Source organism: Pseudomonas sp. 05T35 (assembly GCF_056396605.1).
Genome location: NZ_JBFTLU010000096.1, coordinates 13,366 through 29,678, shown reverse-complemented (window position 1 = coordinate 29,678; position 16,313 = coordinate 13,366). Strand labels below are relative to the sequence as shown.

Genomic DNA, 16,313 nt, shown 5'->3' with positions numbered 1-16,313 from the left:
CCCGAAAACTGGGTATCGTCGGCGGGCTTGGCTCCCTGGCGGGAGGCGACCTTTTCTTCAAGCTGGTCAAGTCGAGAGCCGTGCTGGCTGATCAAGGTCGATACCACTTCCTCTTCGAGCAACATCCCTTCAAGGACATTCTGTTACCGCTGGACAGGGTCGCGAGCATGACCTCCAGAAAGTTCTATGTCTTTCAAGTCTGCCAATCGTTTGAGGCGAGCGGGGTGGACGCGATCATGTTGCCTTGTTTTGCGAGCCACACCTTCCGGGAGGAGATCCAGGAGGAATTGGGCATTCCCATCCTCGACATGATGGCGGCCCTGAGCGAGAACATCCGTCATGTTGCAGATCCGGGCAGCACGCTGGGGGTTCTGGCCTCGGACTACGTTCGTCACTCAGGGTTATTTGAGCGCTACCTTGGGGCTGACTTCCAACTGGTCTATCCGGCTGAGCAGGATCAATCGGCGATGATGGAGGCGATGTACGGTGTCGATGGTATCAAGGACGGACAGCTTGAGGGTGTCCCGTTGGAACGTGTGCATCAGGCCTGCCTGTCGCTGCAAAACCAGGGTGCGAGCCTGATCGTACCGGGGATGACAGAGCTTTCGCTGGTGTGTGCCGACCTGCAACGTCGCGGCGTGAAGCTGCTCGATGTGAATGAAATATACGCTGCGGTGGCGACCCTTCCAGAGAATCAAACGGCTCGTCCACCGTTCAAGCTTGGCATCGTGGGCGGCGTAGGCCCGGCGGCGACGGTGGACTTCATGGCCAAGGTGGTCAGGCATACGCCGGCTGGCCGGGATCAGGAACACATCAAGATGGTCGTCGAACAGAATCCGCAGATTCCGGACCGAACCGCGAACCTGTTGTTCAATCAAGCCGATCCGACCATGGCCATGTATGCCGCCTGCAAACGGCTTGAGAGTTATGGTGCAAACGCCATTGCGATCCCGTGCAATACCGCGCACGCGTTCGTCGAGCGTATCCAGGCTTACCTTCGGGTTCCCATTATCAATATGCTCAACGAAACCATAGGCGCTATCGCTGAGCGATATGGTTCAGGCAAGACAATTGGACTGCTGGCCACCTCCGGCACGATCCAGAGCCGGGTCTATCATGACGCTGCACGGCTCGCCGGTTTGCAACTGATCACTCCGGGCTTCGATTATCAGGGGCTGGTGATGGATGCGATCTATGGAGAGCGTGGGATCAAGGCAGGTTTTGTCGACGGGCATTGCAAGGATCAGCTACTGCTTGCTGCAGAGCATCTGTGCGAATTGGGGGCGGATGTGCTGATTCTGGGATGCACGGAACTGCCGCTGGTCTTGAGCCATTGCGACGATTTCAAAATACGTGAGCACACGGTCGCGTTGGTGGATCCGACCACTATTCTGGCGATCAAATGTGTTCAATGGGCTTCGCAGTGATGATGTTGACCGGCTTGCGCGAGCAACGACGACGCCGACTCACGGTCGTGCCGTCGAACCCTTGCGCGAGAGTTCGACTCGAGGGTCCACCGTTGTCAAGTTCACGCAATGTTCGTTGCACCCAACGGGGCCTGTCACTGACCTGTGTCGTTCATCTCTAGTGATCCGCAGGTGCCCCGGATTGAACGAGCAGCGCCTGGGCCAGCTCTTCGTCACTGGCCTGGAGGCCAGGATGATCGTGTCGAGCCTGCATCAACATCGACTCCAGATTGGCGTCGCGAATGGCGCCGCCGCTCGCGACGAAGCTGGAGAGGTCTTCGCGGGCTGGCGTGACGATTTTGTCGTCTCTGAACGTCGAGTACAGCGACACGGAGAGCCCTGCCGACGTTGCCACTTCGCGCGCATCAATATCGGGCATATGGCGCCTGTGGGCCATGGCCGAACCAAAGGGCAGGCAAAGCACCAGCAATGGAATGAGGAATATACGTCGCATGGCGAACCCTCCTAAAACATGAGGCCTGAATGACCGGCCTTATGTTTTTTGTTCCGCGCTGTCGGACAGGAGTTCCTGGTCGGCGGTGCACGTCAGCACAGAGGCTGAGGACCTGGACATTAGGCCAGCCTCATCATCCCGGTGAGCCCCAAGGCCTGTCACTGACGTGCGTATGCCTCTAGTGATCAGCAGGTGCCTCGGATTGAAAGAGGATCGCTTGGGCCAGATCTTCGTCGCTGGCCTTGAGCTCTGGGTGCTCGCGTCGAATCTGTTGCAACTCCGACTCCAGGTAGGCACCGCGAATGGCACCTCCACTGGCCACGAAGCTGGAAGCGTCATCGCGGGCAGAAACAACCAGTTTGTGATCCTTGAACGTTGAGTAAAGGGATGCGGAAACACCTGCCGAGGTGGCGACATCGCGTGCATCCACACGGGCAAAGGCCGAACCAAAGGGCAGGCAAAGTATTAGCGAAGAGATGACAAGTGTGCGACGCATGACGGCGTCCTCCGAAAGGATGAAGCAACGGATGTGCTACATGAATTTGGATGTGTGGCGACAGTCAGGAGTTCCCCATCGTCGGCATATCTACACGTAAAGCAGAAGGGTGAGCGGACGGTCGGGTTGATATGCAGCAGTAATAGCTGCCTGCTGTCAGTCTGTTGGAATGATTGGGCTGCTGCGGTGTCGACCGCTATAAGCGGAGTCGTCAATATGACTCGGTCGGCAGGTTCGTCATGCGTCTGATCTGGATTGCTACTTGTTTCTCAATCGCCCTTCTCGGGGGGCAGGTGGGCGCGGCTGACCAAGCGCAAAACAAGGAGGTGGCGGTGGACAAGGCGCAAGTCCTGGAACAGAAGACTGCAGAGAAGGGCAGTGTGGCACCGGTGCCCAAAGCCGAGGCGATTACCCCCTCTGAAGCGCAGGCGGTCGATCCGGCAGGCAAAGCACCCTTGAAGGATGCAATAACTTGCCTTTCACGCACTATTTTCTGGGAGGCCAAAGGTGGGGAATTGGCCGACATGGAAGCGGTTGCCAATGTGGTGTTGAACCGGCTAGGCCATGAAGGTTTTCCAGGTACGGTGTGCGAGGTGGTCAAGCAAGGTTCGCAAAAGCATGCCTGCCAGTTTTCGTGGTGGTGTGATCGACGTTCGGATCATGCCGACGAAGACGCTCCCTATGCGGCTGCCACGGAAATAGCGCGAAAAGCGCTCAATCACCAACTCACGGACCGAACCCATGGCGCCATGTATTTCCACAGTAAACACGTGAAACCCGAATGGGCCAGGGAATACATCAAGACCGCCGAGACCCGAAAATTTGTCTTTTATAAGCCTCACGATGGTACTGCACGATAGGGGCGTTCGCTCAGGCTTCGTCAGGACGCAAACGTGGCTAAGCACCTCGCGCAGTGCCAGTATGAATGGGAGTTATCGGCATTTTCCGGGTGCGCAACATGGACACCACCGAGCGCTTGTCATCACTGACTGCCAACCGCCTTCAAGCCTTGCATCGGGACGGTTTTGTGGTACTGCCTGGCGTGCTGGACAGTGCCCGGATCAGCGCGCTGTGCCATGCAATAGACGGCCTGAAACCCCAGCACTGGGACTACAGTGGCTTGCTTGACCATTACAAGTGCGTGTTCAACCGTGACCCGTTTTGGCTGCCGTTTCTCGACCTGGACGGGATCATCGAACTGGCCGAAGCGTCCCTGGGAGAGGATTGTCACATCATTGGCCAGACCGCCTGGCGCTGCCATCCCGGCTTCATCGGCGCTCCATTGCACCTGGATTACCTGGTGATGGAGTTGCCGCGAAGCCTGCTGGCCGACCCGGCCTTCGAGTTGCCGATGCAGATCTGCACCGCGCAGCTCTACCTCAACGATATCGACGCCGACCTTAGTCCCACCCAGGTGATTCCCGGTAGCCACCGAGCCGGGCGACCACCTGCTCGCGGCGAAAACCAGTGGCATGGCTGTATCGCGAAGCCAGTGCTGTGTCGGGCCGGGGACGCTCTGATGTTTCGCAGTGAGCTGTGGCACGCCGGTAGCGACAACCGAACCCCCGACCGCGTGCGCTAMCTGTTGCAGGTACACTACGGCCGGCGAATGGTGGCGCAGAAGTTCTCGCCTTACCTGCACTGGCACTTCAACCCCGATGTGCTGGCCGCCGCGACACCGCGTCAACGCCGCCTGCTGGGGGAGCATCGGGAAGCGGAATACGACTGACCTGTTTTGCGTGATTGCAGTGCAACGCAGGTGAGGCGGCTCATCATCAGAGCCGGTGATTTGCCGGACTCCAGCTTGGTAACGCGAAGGATCGGCACCGGGAGGACACGCTGGCTGAAGGCGAGCGACCTGCAGGGCCGGTTCAGCTCTAAAGGGCGCTTAGAACCAGGTTTCCATCTGCACTCCGAATTGCCAGACCCCGCCAGACTTGAAGCCCTTCTGACCAAAATCGTCTGTTGCACTGAAGTTATCGAGGTCCCTGGACCAGTTCATGTACGTGGCGAACAGGCGCAATTCAGGGCGAGCGAAGAAGTCTCCGGTTTGTGCCTTGAAGGTGGGCGCCAACGTGAATTTCCAGTAGTCACCATTGGCTGTTTGCCGGTCCTTATAGCCAAGCGCATTCAGGTCCATCTTCTGCCAGCTCAGCTCATATTGCATTTCGAAGTTGCTGCTCAGTTCATTGGCCAGACGCATGTTGAGCGTCACATAGCGATAGTCGTCGCCAGGGACATAGCGATCCTTGCTGCGCTCGGCAATCACCGCGGGCGCGATGCTCCAATCCTGATTCAGGCGGGTATGGCCATAGAGCGCCAGCCGCACGGTCTGAGCCTCGTCCAGCAGGTCGCCATCGGCACCGATGTTGTTGACCTCCGCCCCCAACCCCTTGCCATACAGCAGTGCCGCTTTGAAGTAGCCCTCACGGCCGAAAAAGTCAGGCTGATGGTAGGCGAGCATGCCGTGCGAACCGCTTTCGGCAGGGCTGAACCCAGCCTTGTTCACCCGGGTACTTGTGGTGAATGCCTGGTGGCTCTTTTCGTTCAGGCTGGCATCGTTCTGGCGCGAGGAAATGCCGTTGAGCATGACTTGCCAGCGACCCTCATCGAAAAATTGATTAAGGGTGGCGACATAGCTCCTGATGTCCTTGTTTTCCTCGGTACCGAAGTCGCCGTAGGAGCGACTCATCAGCGATGCATTGATGCGCCAGTCATCGGTCAGGCGCACGTCGTAGATACCACCACCGGTCCCGGCAAGGAATACGATCCCTCTGTCGAGCCAATGGACGTCGAAATTGTCCCGATCAAAGCGCTTGCCGGCCCACAGTGTTGCATCGCGCAACAGCGGGTTGTCTCGAAAGGACGCCAGATGATCCAGTTCGGCGTAGACCTGCCGCACGTTGAGTGAGCTTTCTGATGCGGTCCAGTCATTGGGTGTTTCGAGGCCGTCGGCGAGCATCAGCGTGTATTTCGAATGCGTGCCGTTGCTGGCTTGGCTTTCCTTCGAAAACTTCGCCTCCACGTAGGTATCGACTTCATTGCCAAGCCTGCCAACAGCTCCCCCCACGGAGCCTGCGGGAGTGACGTAGGGGCCGCCATGACCGGCACCTGATCCGTTGGTCACTATCCCCGAGCGGGCATAGCCACCGAACGTGAAGCCATCGTTCGGAAGCCCGGTTGAACTGGCTGACGACGCGGTCGTTGGGGGAGGGTTTTCAAGGACCTGCTGGTTCGCCTCTATCCGGGCAACGCGCTCGTTGAGAGAGGCTTGTGCGATCGCCGGCGGGGTGATCGCGATTTGCCGATTGAGTTGCTCGACTTCCTTGCGCAATCGAGCTGCGTCAGCTTCCGCCAGCAGGGCTCTGGCCTCGGCGACGGAGGTTCTGGCTTCAAGCCTGGCAAGACGTTCCTCAATGCTTTGCACCGGTGCGGCGAGCAGTTGAGTGGAGAGAAAAAGCAAAGAAAAGCCAGCCAAAGGCCGACAGACCACAGCACTCATAGGTAACCCTCTTGTTTTTGTATTCGGGTACTGCAATGACCTGTTGAACAGATCCTTATCCCCACCCCTGGTACTTGGATCCACTTGACAACGAGCAGGGAGAGGACGCGTAATGCGCTGCGATGTTAACGTTAACTTAAATAAAAACAAGAGGGTCGTCACATGCAGCTATCAGTCAAACGTGAGTACTGGCTCATCAGTGGTTTACTGTTTTTCTTCTTTTTTTCGTGGTCATCCAGCTACTCGCTGTTCTCGATATGGCTTCATCGAGTCATCGGTCTGAATGGAACGGAAACCGGGTTTATTTTTGCCGCCAACGCGATTGCGGCACTGCTGATTCAACCGTTCTATGGCGCTCTTCAGGATCGGCTTGGTCTGTCGAAAAAACTGCTGGTATGGATTGGTGTACTGCTCTGCGCCTCGGCCCCCTTTGCGATCTACGTTTACGCCAACCTTTTGGCCCAGAACGTGGTGTTGGGGGCCGTGGTCGGCGCGGCTTTCCTGGCGTTTGCCATGCTCGCGGGCGTGGGTGTCATCGAGTCCTATACGGAGCGATTGTCGCGTCACGCGGGTTTCGAGTTTGGCACCACCAGAATGTGGGGCTCGCTGGGTTGGGCGAGTGCGACAGGTGTCGTTGGTGTGGTCTTCAACATTGACCCGAACATTGCGTTTTACATGAGCAGTGCCGCCGGGGTCGTGTTCTTGCTGATCCTGTTCCGCCTGGATCTGCAGCGCTTCAACAAACCAGAAGCGCACGCGGGTGGCGAAGCCGGCAAACCAGTGCGGCTTAACGATCTTTGGAAGTTGCTGACACTGCCGCGCTTCTGGGCGTTCAGCTTGTACCTGACCGGGGTTTGTGGAATCTACATGATCTACGAACAGCAGTTTCCGGTGTATTTCTCCTCGTTTTTCTCAAGCCCGGAGGAGGGCACGCGAGCCTATGGCTACCTGAATTCATCCCAGGTTCTGCTCGAGGCGGTCTTGATGTTGTTCGCGCCATGGGTGGTCGGTCGTACTGGCGCCAAGTATGGATTGATCCTGGCTGGCAGCATCATGTTCGTCCGCATTCTTGGCTCCGGATTGGCAACGGATGCCTGGACCATCGCTGCTTGCAAGATGTTGCACGCCCTTGAAGTCCCGATCCTGCTGGTCTCGGTATTCAAATACATTTCGCTCAACTTCGATTCGCGGCTGTCGGCCTCGATTTATCTGGTGGGATTCCAGTTTGCCCAGCAATTGACCGCCATGCTGCTGTCGCCACTTGTGGGATACGGCTACGACCATGTTGGCTTCTCGAGCGTTTACGTAGCGATGGCTGGCCTGGTAGGCAGTTGCYTGCTGCTKTCATGGTCATTGCTACGTGCGGATCCCGCCCGCCAATCCTCCCGGGCAAGCGCTCTTGATTCGATAGAGCTTCCTGCCATGGCGCAATCAGCCAACCGTTACGAACCCTAGTAAGGACCAAGCCATGCACGCTGCACTGCTGGACAAAGCGCATCGCGCCATCGAAAAAAAACTGCCCGAACGTGGCAACGACTATCGCCTCGGCTATCACCTGTCGCCCCCGGTCGGATGGATGAATGACCCAAATGGGCTGGTCTATTTTCAAGGCGAATACCACGTGTTCTATCAGCATCACCCTTACTCGGCGCAGTGGGGGCCGATGTACTGGGGGCACGCCAAGAGCCGTGATCTGGTGCATTGGGAGCATTTGCCCATCGCGCTGGCGCCCAGCGATCCCTACGATCGAGACGGTTGTTTTTCAGGGTCGGCTGTTGTTTTCGGCGATACGCTTTATCTGATCTACACCGGGCACACCTGGTTAGGGGCGCCGGGTGATGATCAGAACATTCACCAGGTCCAATGCCTGGCCAGCAGTACGAATGGCCTCACGTTCACCAAACATGGGCCGGTGATCGAAACGCCACCGCATCCAGACATCATGCATTTTCGCGACCCGAAGGTCTGGAAGCGCGCAGACCAATGGTGGATGGCGCTTGGCGCTCGTCAGGGGGACGACCCGCAGCTTTTGCTCTATCGCTCCGAGGATTTGCATCAGTGGGAGTACCTCGGCTGTGCCCTGGATGGCGAACGCGAGTCCGACGGTTACATGTGGGAGTGCCCGGACGTATKCGAAGTGGATGGATGCGACGTTTTTCTGTACTCGCCGCAAGGCCTGAAGCCCAGCGGGTACGACAACTGGAATAAATTCCAGAACAGCTATCGATTGGGCCTGCTGGATGACTCCGGCTATTTCACTGAGAGAGGCGAACTCCACGAACTCGATCACGGTCACGATTTTTATGCCGCGCAGACCCTGCTGGCACCGGACGGACGCCGTCTGCTCTGGGCATGGATGGACATGTGGGACAGCCCTATGCCGAGCCAGGCGCAACACTGGTGCGGTGCGCTGTCGTTGCCACGTGAGTTGAGCCGCGACGGCGAGCGGCTGCGTATGCGTCCGGCCCGTGAGCTGACAGCGCTACGGCAATCACGACAAATGCTGCAGGTCGGCGCGGTCGAATCCCGGAGCCGCACACTTGATGTGCGTGGCGCCCTGCTGGAGTTTGAGCTTGAACTGGATCTGGCAGGCAGCACCGCCGAGCGCTTTGGCCTGGCGCTGCGCTGTAGTGAAGACCAACAGGAACGGACATTGCTGTATTTCGATGCCATGTCCCGACGTTTGGTCCTCGACAGGCAGCACTCGGGTGCTGGCGTAAGCGGTGTTCGTAGCGTTCCGGTGAAAGCGGAGCAAACGCGGATTGCGCTGCGGATTTTTCTCGATCGCTCGTCCATCGAGGTGTTTGTCGACGATGGCGTCTATAGCTTGAGCAGTCGGATTTATCCGCGGCCCGACAGCCTGGGTGTCAGCGCTTTTGCGGTCAACGGGGCGGGGGTGTTCGGGGAGATTTCTGTCTGGAACCTGGCCGATCTCAAGCTCTGAGTACCCCTGGCAGACCATTCGTGCCGCCTGCTGCCGGGCATCGTGTTGTCATGCTTTTGCCAAGCATGACATGATGCCCGGCCAGACAAGCAATGGCACCCGCGAATGGCTTCAGTTAAAGATGTCGCACGGCTGGCGGGGGTTTCCCTCATGACCGTATCCAGGGCGCTCAACACCCCGGAAAAGCTGAACCAGGAAACGCTGGCGAAAGTTCGTCAAGCGGTCGAGTCCCTCGGATACGTTCCCAGTCTTTCTGCGCGCAAGATCCGTGGCGGTCACTCCAGCGGCAAGACTATTGGCGTCTTTGCGCTGGATACCGCGACAACACCCTTCGCTGTAGAAATGCTGCTTTCAATGGAGCGCACGGCACGAGAAAACGGCTGGAACGTCTTTATTCTCAACGTGTTCGAGACTCCGCCGAGTCAGCAAACCATCGACCTGATGCTGTCGCATCAGCCCGACGGGATCATCTTCAGCGCCATGCAGCTTCGTACCGTCGAGATTCCCCAGGTGCTCCGCAGCCTGCCGCTGGTACTCAGCAACTGCATGAGTTCAGAGCCAGGCGTGGCCTGTTACGTACCCGACGACGAAGACGGTCAGTACCAGGCCGTGCGGCAAGCGCTGAAGCGTGGCTACCAGCATCCGTTGTGCATCAACCTGCCGCAAAGCAGCCTCGCCTGGGAGCTGCGCCAGCAGGGATTGGTTCGCGCCCTGGCAGAGGGCGGTGTGTCCCTGAACAGTGTTCCCCAATACAACCTGTCGACCGATGACGCCTATGAGGAAACGGTTGTAGCGCTGGAGCAGCAATTGCGTGAGTCGGATGGAAAGCCGACCTTCGATCTGCTTATTTGTGGCAACGACCGCATTGCGTTGGTCGCTTATCAATACCTGCTCAGTCGTGGCCTGCGTATTCCCGCCGAGGTGGCCGTACTTGGCTACGACAATATGATCGGCGTTGCCGAGTTGTTCTATCCACCGCTGAGCACCGTGCAACTCCCGTATTACGAAATGGGCCGGCGAGCCGCTCAGCACTTGATCGAAAGCAGGAATGAGCCCTCTATTCATAGGGTTTCATGTCCCCTCGTGGAGCGTAAATCCTGGTGATCGCTGCCACAGAGCACGCTGTAGATCTTCAAAGCGGTAAGTAACACCTGATGAGGAGCAGAACTTGAAGAAAGCCGCAGTACTAACCGTCGCCTTGATACTCAATGCAGGCATATTCAGCACACCAGCAGACGCTGCCGGCGATGCTGAAGCGGGCGGGAAACTCTTTAATCGAATTTGCGGTGGCTGCCATCAAGTGGGCGATTCAGCCCGGGGTTCTTTTGGTCCGCAGCTCAATGGCATTTTTGGGCGCCATGCCGGCAGCACGACGGACTACCAGTACTCTACCGCGATGAAATCATCAGGCGTGGTCTGGACCCGCGAAACGCTGGCTGCCTACATCGAAGCGCCAAAAAAAGTAGTCCCCGGGACCCGCATGATTTTCTGGGGTATCAGCGATCCGGAAAAAATCGAAAACCTGTTGGCCTACCTTCAGACATTTCAGCCGCAATAAACCGTAGTTCCGCAAAAATCATCCAAGTAAAGCCGGACAGAAGGCATTTTGCTGGCCCCGAAGCCTCAAAATCACCGCCAAAATCACTTTATTTTCAGGTGGTTAGGCGGAATGCAAATGCGCAATGTATTGATCATGCCGATCTCGCTGGTACTGGCGAGCATTGCGGTCTCTGTCCAGGCAAGAGAGTTGATGCCCAATGATCGGTTTATGTGCAGTTGGGGCGCGGGTACCGCGGCAAGGGCCCAGGAACTCAAGCTGTCCGGGGTCTCGCTGTATGCCGCTCGCCAGAAGATCCAGGCGTACAAGTTCAGCAAGGGCTGGATGCGAATGATGGCCATGGGCATCACCGAGCAAACCTACGACAGTCAATCGAAGTTCAAGCCCGAGGCTGTCCGGCAGAGTTTCTATGACGAGTGCGTCAAGTATAAGTTGGCGCGTAAATAACGTTTGTCCTGCAGTTACAACCCGGTATCGGGTGGCGTTATCCGTGCCAGCATCACCGTATATTCTTCGGCTGCAATTTGACGAAATTTCATTCGGGTGATGGCCTGGCGTTGCAGGTCATTGTCATCGGGGAAAAGGCGGTTGGCCGCGTTCTGGACGACCGCATCGGGTGTCTCGATCCGCGGAAACGGCCCGTCGTACTTGTCGGGGGAATCCCCGGTTGGCACCGCCGGGGTATCGAGTGCCCGCACCAGCAGGAAAACCGGGACGACATCAGCCAGCCCCACTGGAAGCAGCCTGGCCGCGTTTTCCCCCAGATGGCGCCGCACGATAGCCTGGGAACCCAGGCGCAAGGTGAACCGGAAGGGGAATCCGGTGCGGATTGAAAGCAATACCGGGTCCGCCGCAGCCACCTGCTCGATCGAGTTGATGCCCTCCGATTCCAGCGTCGCAACCACAGGCAATGTCACGCCTTCAAGGACCAGCAACTTGTCGATAAACATGAAAGCCCCCGCCAGCGAGCTGACCAGCAGTGGAACTCCGAGCTTGTACACGCACGCCACTTGCAGCGTGTTGTCGCAGTTGGGGATGACATAGTTGGAGGCGACCAAGGCTGCCGCGGCATACGCCACCAACAAGAGAATGATGAACGGCACTATGAATGGCACCAATCCATATTGCTCATGGTAGATCCGCGCAAACAAACGCTCGCACAGTTCCGGGTTCTTGTCGGAGCAGGTTCGCCAATCATCCACGGAACCGCTCTGACCCAGCTTTCCTTCGTCCTGCAGTGAATGGATGAGGCTGGTCGACCAGAAGCGTTGCAGATAGGCCGCCAGGGCGCCGCCCTTCAAACTGTTCTGGAATTCGCTGTAGCGGGTGAACCAGCCCATGCTCAGGAACATGATGAGTGGGGCGCCGCAGATCACCGTGGCGAAGGCGGTGAGGACCACTACAAGGTGGAGGATTGCGCCATCCAGTCCGACCACTTCCACCATGAACAACTGACCGACACCGTTGATGAGCAACAGAATCAGTGCAAGGAGCAGGGCCCGTTGCCGTGGTCTCAGGTGCGACTCATTGAATAGATAGGTCCTGCGTCTGCCGCCATAACGCTCTTCCATGGGCTTGTTCACCGGACTGCTCCTGACGACCTGAGGTGTTTCTACCGATAACGCTAGCAATGGAAACGGGTTCGTCCAGAATGTCATCACCGCGTGTTAGGTTGTTTTTGAATAACGCCACTCTCGGACTGGAAACAGCGGCTCAAATCATCGAGGGTATGCGCTGGATTTGCGACAGGCCCGGACAGTGAAGCCAATGAATCGGCCCGCCACCGTGACGCTTCCGTTTTCCCAGCGTCTATGACTTTTATAGCCAGTATTGGCTCTCGGCATCTTGGAAGAGGGAGATATTTATGATCGTTAAACCGCGCGTTCGTGGTTTTGTTTGTGTGACTACCCACCCCACTGGCTGCAAAGCCAACGTCAAGAATCAGATCGACTACGTCCGTGCGCAAGGACAGATCACCGATGGGCCAAAGAATGTCCTGGTGCTCGGCGCATCGACCGGTTACGGACTGGCTGCGCGCATCACCGCGGCCTTTGGTTGCGGCGCCAAGACGCTGGGTGTGTTCTTCGAACGTGAAAGCGTCGAGGGCAAACTCGGCACCGCCGGCTGGTACAACACCGCGGCCTTCCATACGTTCGCCGAAGCGGAAGGTCTCTACGCCAAGAGCATCAACGGTGATGCGTTCTCCGATGAAGTCAAGCGCCTGACCATCGAGACCATCAAGCGCGACCTGGGCAAGATCGACCTGGTGGTCTACAGCCTCGCCGCACCGCGTCGTACCGATCCGAAAACCGGTGAAGTCTACAGCTCGACGCTCAAGCCGGTCGGCAAGTCGGTTACCCAGCGCGGCCTGAACACCGACAAGGAAGAGGTCAACGTGACCACCCTGGCCGAAGCGACCCAGGAAGAAATCGACGGTACCGTCAAGGTCATGGGTGGCGAAGACTGGCAGATGTGGATCGATGCCCTGCACGAAGCGGGCGTTCTGGCCGAGGGGGCGAAAACCACTGCCTTCACTTACCTGGGCGAAAAGCTGACCCACGACATTTACTGGAATGGCTCCATTGGCGCGGCGAAGAAAGACCTGGACCAGAAAGTCCTGAGCATTCGCGAGCGCTTGGCGGACCTGGGCGGCGATGCACGGGTTTCGGTATTGAAAGCGGTAGTGACCCAGGCAAGCTCGGCAATCCCGATCATGCCGCTGTACCTGTCCTTGCTGTTCAAGGTCATGAAAGAGCAGGGCACACACGAAGGCTGCATCGAGCAGGTCTACGCGCTCTACAAGGACAGCTTGTTCGGTCATCCTCCGGTCATGGACGAAGAAGGGCGCCTGCGAGCGGATTACAAGGAGCTGGCGCCTGAAGTCCAGGAGCGCGTCAAGCTACTCTGGGATCAGGTCAGCAATGAAAACCTTTACGAACTCACCGACTTTGCCGGTTACAAGGCGGAGTTCCTGCGTCTGTTCGGCTTCGGGATCGAAGGCGTGGACTACGAGGCTGACGTCGATCCGGACGTCAAGATCTCCAACCTGGTCCAGGCTTAAGTCTCAAGGGTAAACAGCTGCCTCGACGTCGTGAACGCGAGGCAGCTGCTGTTTGCCGATCATCGAGCCGTGGCTGGATCGGGAGGTGCATCCTTTCCAGCCTCTGCTTGATGCTCGATCGGCCGAAGTTTGAATCGGCAGACATTACCGCCCCGTACCATGCACTCCGTATGGTCGACTTCGGCTCCCCCCAACGTCCCGATCAACGCCAGATCCAGCTCACACACCACCGGATAGGCCGCGGCCAAGCGGTGGAAGACGCAGTTGTGCGCGACGATTTCCTTGTCGTCGGATGAGCGAAAGAACACCTCCGCTTCGTATCCCGCCTGGTTCATGTGCTGCACGATTTTTGTTTCGTCAACCACCTGACGTTCACGCTCCAGCGCCAGTTTGCGGCCCATACGGCGCATCAGCGAAGCCAGTTCGACGGGGCCGATGATGTCGGCCACTTCTTCAATCAGCACACTGGCCAGTAACTGATAGTGGCGAGGGAACTGCTCCCGCGCATGGTCGGTGAGCTGATACAGCTGCTCCGGTCGCCGGCCTGTCGGACGGGTTTCGCCGCGCAGCACCAGTCCGTCACGCTCAAGAGCCGCCAGATGCTGGCGAATCGCGGTGCGTGTGACAGCCAGTTGCTCAGCCAACTCGTCAATGCTCATACCGCCCGCGTCGTGCAGTAGCGCATTGAGCAGGTCCTGCTGTGTACGGCCCAATCCTTCAAACATGGTCTGCGCTCGCTCGGTATCAGAACTTGTCCGGGAACTGTTTGACCAGTGCCGCCGTCAGCGTGTCGGCCAGCGCCAGTATATGGATGCGCATCATCTGCCAGGTCTTCGCTTCGCCGGCATAGTCGTGCGCGGCGAGCTGGTCGATCTGGGCGACATGGTGGCCGCCGTGAGCTGCCAGCATCGTCACCAGCGTGCTTTCAGGTAGGTTGGGATTGGCGCTGGCGAGAAATGCCGCAATGGCCTTGGCATTGCTCGTCAGTTCTGCGACAGCAGCCTGCTGGCCTTTCTTGTCTTTGGCGACAGTGGCGTCGCTGTAATGTTTGACCGCACCCCAATGACCGGCAAGCAGCTTGAGCAGTTGATCGGCAGCGGGCTGGCCATACAACGGAGCAAGGCTGTTGGCGATGCGGGTTGCGTTGTCTACCACCTGAGCGGCGGCGACCTGGGCTTGTTGATGGTTAGCACTCTGGTTGGCTATCGCGTAATTTCTGGTCCAGAAAATATGCTCGATCCACAGGTCGCGCAACGACAGGCGCGTGGTGAGCGCAGCGCTTTCGGCTGGTGCAGGCGATGCGGGGGGAGTTTGACTCCAGGCGGGCTGGGCGCAGAGCGCCAACAGCAGTAAAGCCAAGGTTTTGATATTCATGACGGCACCCTCTTGTCGTGGGATTGTTCAACAATATCAATTGAAGCATATAAATATGTTTTTATTGGGTGTGGGCCGTATTCGCAGATCAACGGTCGTCTTGTGCGTCGTTACCCTGCGTTTACGGCCCCGCGAGGCGCGGTCAATCCACTACGAACAGTTTCGCCCCCGTCACCGTCGACGACCGGTGAGACTCCGCATTATCCGCCACCTGATAGCTCATGCCGGGTTTCAGCACGAACTGGCGCCCATCTTCGAGTTCAGTGTGCAGCTCGCCTTCAAGGCACAGCAGGATGTGGCCCTTCAAGCACCAGTGGTCTGCCAGGTAACCGGCGGTGTATTCGATCATTCGAACGCGAATTGCGCCGAACTGTTGGGTGCGCCAATAGGCGCTGCCGATTTCGCCAGCGTGGACGGTGGGTTCAACGGTCGACCAGTCGGTGGTGCCGAACGGGATGGCTGCTATATCCATGGCGAGTTCTTGAAGTCAGGAGGGAGAACCGATTTACGCAGCTGGTGGCAGGTTGTCAATGGATGGGGTTTCTCCAGAAGCTGAACCCGGGCTGTCAGCCTGCAATGTTTCATTATGTTTCAGCTAATTTGGCAGCGTAGGATGGTCAACTCGAATCGTGCATCGCCTCGTTTCCAGCCAAGGGGAACTGAACAATGAAGTTGAACCTCGTCAAAATCTTTTTGATCACCGGCACGTTGTTGTTGAGCGCGTGCTCTGGCGTGACAACCAGCAGCTGTTTTTCAGAGGATTGCCATCAATTCGACGGCCGTGGCGCCAACAAGATGAGCTTTGGTGGTAGCCCGGTCGGCAACAGCTTTAATCAATACAGCTCGGGGCTGTTGCAGCACGACTGATTCGGCCATTCGCAAACCGCATACGCCGATGGCAATCATCGGCGTACTGATCTCTGTGCTTCCACAATCCTAAACGTACGRCTGGCCGCTGAATCCCCGTGGGAGCCGTTGCTTGCCCGGCATCTCGCTGAGTCTTTTGATCCAGGACGCGCGCCAGTCAATCGCGGCATGTGGGACTTTGGCTCTACGCGCCGCTCGACGTGCAGCGTTGCGAGCGTCTTTTCGGGCGTCCTTGAACGCGTCGGTATTGCGGCAGCTGCGGCATTTGACGCGGGCAAATTCAGTCGTAGACGGAAGATTGCTGCCATGGCGGCCGCAGGCCAGGTGCCCGGCAGTCTTATAGTGAGTCACCATCAGTGGATCTCCTTTGCAAGGATTTCGGCGTAGCGCAAGGGTCACTTGCCACATCCCTGTCGGTGACTCTGCTCTTCTGTCTGGACTCGCTGCCCGCTCAACGGTGTGAGGGTGGTCAGAGGCCGCGATCCCATTACTATTAATGACACCTGGGTGACCGACGCGTTCGATCTGAAATGTCGAGGACTGCACGGGGGTGTTTTTCTTCAATACAGGCCTATCAGCGTTCTCCTACTT

The 16,313-nt window shown here is 57.8% G+C and carries 18 protein-coding genes; 10 read left to right on the top strand and 8 right to left on the bottom strand.

Translation table 11 applies throughout. The features are described 5' to 3' along the window. The coding region (cuyB, locus tag AC1DH9_RS10250; RefSeq protein WP_477808126.1) for a cysteate racemase at positions 1–1,427 on the top strand (1,427 nt) is incomplete at its 5' end. Between the two features lie 157 nt (positions 1,428–1,584). On the opposite strand, the gene AC1DH9_RS10245 is transcribed toward cuyB, so the two are convergent. Beyond that, entirely contained in the window at positions 1,585–1,920 is a 336-nt protein-coding gene (locus AC1DH9_RS10245; protein ID WP_427544893.1) for a DUF2388 domain-containing protein, read from the bottom strand. Between the two features lie 178 nt (positions 1,921–2,098). Next, complete coding sequence (locus AC1DH9_RS10240; protein WP_123580473.1) at positions 2,099–2,416, bottom strand: DUF2388 domain-containing protein; 318 nt, start codon at positions 2,414–2,416, stop codon at positions 2,099–2,101. Between the two features lie 239 nt (positions 2,417–2,655). On the opposite strand from AC1DH9_RS10240, the gene AC1DH9_RS10235 reads away from it, so the two are divergent. After that, positions 2,656–3,276, top strand: coding sequence for a cell wall hydrolase (locus tag AC1DH9_RS10235; RefSeq protein ID WP_427544891.1), 621 nt, complete (start codon positions 2,656–2,658; stop codon positions 3,274–3,276). 98 nt (positions 3,277–3,374) lie between these two features. Further along, a complete protein-coding gene (locus AC1DH9_RS10230; protein WP_477808125.1) occupies positions 3,375–4,145 on the top strand; it encodes a phytanoyl-CoA dioxygenase family protein in 771 nt (256 codons plus the stop codon). Positions 4,146–4,304: 159 nt separating this feature from the next. Here AC1DH9_RS10230 and AC1DH9_RS10225 read toward each other — a convergent pair whose 3' ends face one another. Continuing rightward, positions 4,305–5,918 (bottom strand): carbohydrate porin, encoded by a 1,614-nt coding sequence (locus tag AC1DH9_RS10225; protein WP_427544887.1) that lies wholly within the window; start codon positions 5,916–5,918, stop codon positions 4,305–4,307. Positions 5,919–6,080: 162 nt separating this feature from the next. Here AC1DH9_RS10225 and AC1DH9_RS10220 point away from each other — a divergent pair, with 162 nt between their 5' ends. The 5 genes from AC1DH9_RS10220 (at position 6,081) to AC1DH9_RS10200 (ending at position 10,867) form a co-directional block, all read left to right on the top strand. Then, on the top strand, positions 6,081–7,373 hold the full coding sequence (locus AC1DH9_RS10220) for an MFS transporter (RefSeq protein WP_427528996.1): 1,293 nt from the start codon (positions 6,081–6,083) through the stop codon (positions 7,371–7,373). 13 nt (positions 7,374–7,386) lie between these two features. Next, the gene (locus AC1DH9_RS10215; RefSeq protein WP_477808124.1) at positions 7,387–8,862 is read left to right on the top strand and encodes a glycoside hydrolase family 32 protein; all 1,476 of its coding nucleotides are present in this window, start codon (positions 7,387–7,389) and stop codon (positions 8,860–8,862) included. Between the two features lie 105 nt (positions 8,863–8,967). Then, positions 8,968–9,966, top strand: a complete 999-nt coding sequence (locus AC1DH9_RS10210) for a LacI family DNA-binding transcriptional regulator (protein ID WP_427544883.1) — start codon at positions 8,968–8,970, stop codon at positions 9,964–9,966. Positions 9,967–10,030: 64 nt separating this feature from the next. Next, on the top strand, positions 10,031–10,420 hold the full coding sequence (locus tag AC1DH9_RS10205) for a c-type cytochrome (RefSeq protein WP_427544882.1): 390 nt from the start codon (positions 10,031–10,033) through the stop codon (positions 10,418–10,420). A gap of 111 nt (positions 10,421–10,531) precedes the next feature. Further along, positions 10,532–10,867: a hypothetical protein gene (locus AC1DH9_RS10200; protein ID WP_429538690.1), complete on the top strand. Its 336-nt coding sequence runs from the start codon at positions 10,532–10,534 to the stop codon at positions 10,865–10,867. Positions 10,868–10,881: 14 nt separating this feature from the next. Here AC1DH9_RS10200 and AC1DH9_RS10195 read toward each other — a convergent pair whose 3' ends face one another. Beyond that, positions 10,882–12,003, bottom strand: coding sequence for a hypothetical protein (locus tag AC1DH9_RS10195; protein WP_477808123.1), 1,122 nt, complete (start codon positions 12,001–12,003; stop codon positions 10,882–10,884). Positions 12,004–12,284: 281 nt separating this feature from the next. Between AC1DH9_RS10195 and fabV the strand changes: the two genes are divergently transcribed. Beyond that, positions 12,285–13,481 carry an enoyl-ACP reductase FabV gene (gene fabV / locus AC1DH9_RS10190; protein ID WP_427544876.1) on the top strand — a complete coding sequence of 399 codons (1,197 nt, stop codon included), beginning with the start codon at positions 12,285–12,287 and terminating at the stop codon, positions 13,479–13,481. Positions 13,482–13,540: 59 nt separating this feature from the next. On the opposite strand, the gene AC1DH9_RS10185 is transcribed toward fabV, so the two are convergent. The 3 genes from AC1DH9_RS10185 to AC1DH9_RS10175 form a co-directional block, all read right to left on the bottom strand. Beyond that, entirely contained in the window at positions 13,541–14,206 is a 666-nt protein-coding gene (locus tag AC1DH9_RS10185; RefSeq protein ID WP_427544874.1) for a helix-turn-helix transcriptional regulator, read from the bottom strand. Positions 14,207–14,225: 19 nt separating this feature from the next. Continuing rightward, positions 14,226–14,855, bottom strand: a complete 630-nt coding sequence (locus tag AC1DH9_RS10180) for a hypothetical protein (RefSeq protein WP_427544872.1) — start codon at positions 14,853–14,855, stop codon at positions 14,226–14,228. 142 nt (positions 14,856–14,997) lie between these two features. Beyond that, positions 14,998–15,327 carry a DHCW motif cupin fold protein gene (locus AC1DH9_RS10175; protein ID WP_427544870.1) on the bottom strand — a complete coding sequence of 110 codons (330 nt, stop codon included), beginning with the start codon at positions 15,325–15,327 and terminating at the stop codon, positions 14,998–15,000. A gap of 194 nt (positions 15,328–15,521) precedes the next feature. Here AC1DH9_RS10175 and AC1DH9_RS10170 point away from each other — a divergent pair, with 194 nt between their 5' ends. Continuing rightward, complete coding sequence (locus tag AC1DH9_RS10170) at positions 15,522–15,722, top strand: hypothetical protein (protein ID WP_427544868.1); 201 nt, start codon at positions 15,522–15,524, stop codon at positions 15,720–15,722. Between the two features lie 69 nt (positions 15,723–15,791). Here the strand turns inward: AC1DH9_RS10170 and AC1DH9_RS10165 are convergent, their stop codons facing one another. After that, entirely contained in the window at positions 15,792–16,076 is a 285-nt protein-coding gene (locus AC1DH9_RS10165; RefSeq protein ID WP_477808122.1) for a hypothetical protein, read from the bottom strand. Between the last annotated feature and the right edge of the window lie 237 nt (positions 16,077–16,313).

Excerpts from the sequence above, each read along its gene's own strand:
- AC1DH9_RS10185 (WP_427544874.1), bottom strand. The coding sequence starts at position 14,206 with ATGTTTGAAGGATTGGGCCGTACACAGCAGGACCTGCTCAATGCGCTA.
- AC1DH9_RS10245 (WP_427544893.1), bottom strand. The coding sequence starts at position 1,920 with ATGCGACGTATATTCCTCATTCCATTGCTGGTGCTTTGCCTGCCCTTT.
- AC1DH9_RS10210 (WP_427544883.1), top strand. The coding sequence starts at position 8,968 with ATGGCTTCAGTTAAAGATGTCGCACGGCTGGCGGGGGTTTCCCTCATG.
- AC1DH9_RS10240 (WP_123580473.1), bottom strand. The coding sequence starts at position 2,416 with ATGCGTCGCACACTTGTCATCTCTTCGCTAATACTTTGCCTGCCCTTT.
- AC1DH9_RS10180 (WP_427544872.1), bottom strand. The coding sequence starts at position 14,855 with ATGAATATCAAAACCTTGGCTTTACTGCTGTTGGCGCTCTGCGCCCAG.
- AC1DH9_RS10200 (WP_429538690.1), top strand. The coding sequence starts at position 10,532 with ATGCAAATGCGCAATGTATTGATCATGCCGATCTCGCTGGTACTGGCG.
- AC1DH9_RS10235 (WP_427544891.1), top strand. The coding sequence starts at position 2,656 with ATGCGTCTGATCTGGATTGCTACTTGTTTCTCAATCGCCCTTCTCGGG.
- fabV (WP_427544876.1), top strand. The coding sequence starts at position 12,285 with ATGATCGTTAAACCGCGCGTTCGTGGTTTTGTTTGTGTGACTACCCAC.
- AC1DH9_RS10225 (WP_427544887.1), bottom strand. The coding sequence starts at position 5,918 with ATGAGTGCTGTGGTCTGTCGGCCTTTGGCTGGCTTTTCTTTGCTTTTT.
- AC1DH9_RS10175 (WP_427544870.1), bottom strand. The coding sequence starts at position 15,327 with ATGGATATAGCAGCCATCCCGTTCGGCACCACCGACTGGTCGACCGTT.
- AC1DH9_RS10170 (WP_427544868.1), top strand. The coding sequence starts at position 15,522 with ATGAAGTTGAACCTCGTCAAAATCTTTTTGATCACCGGCACGTTGTTG.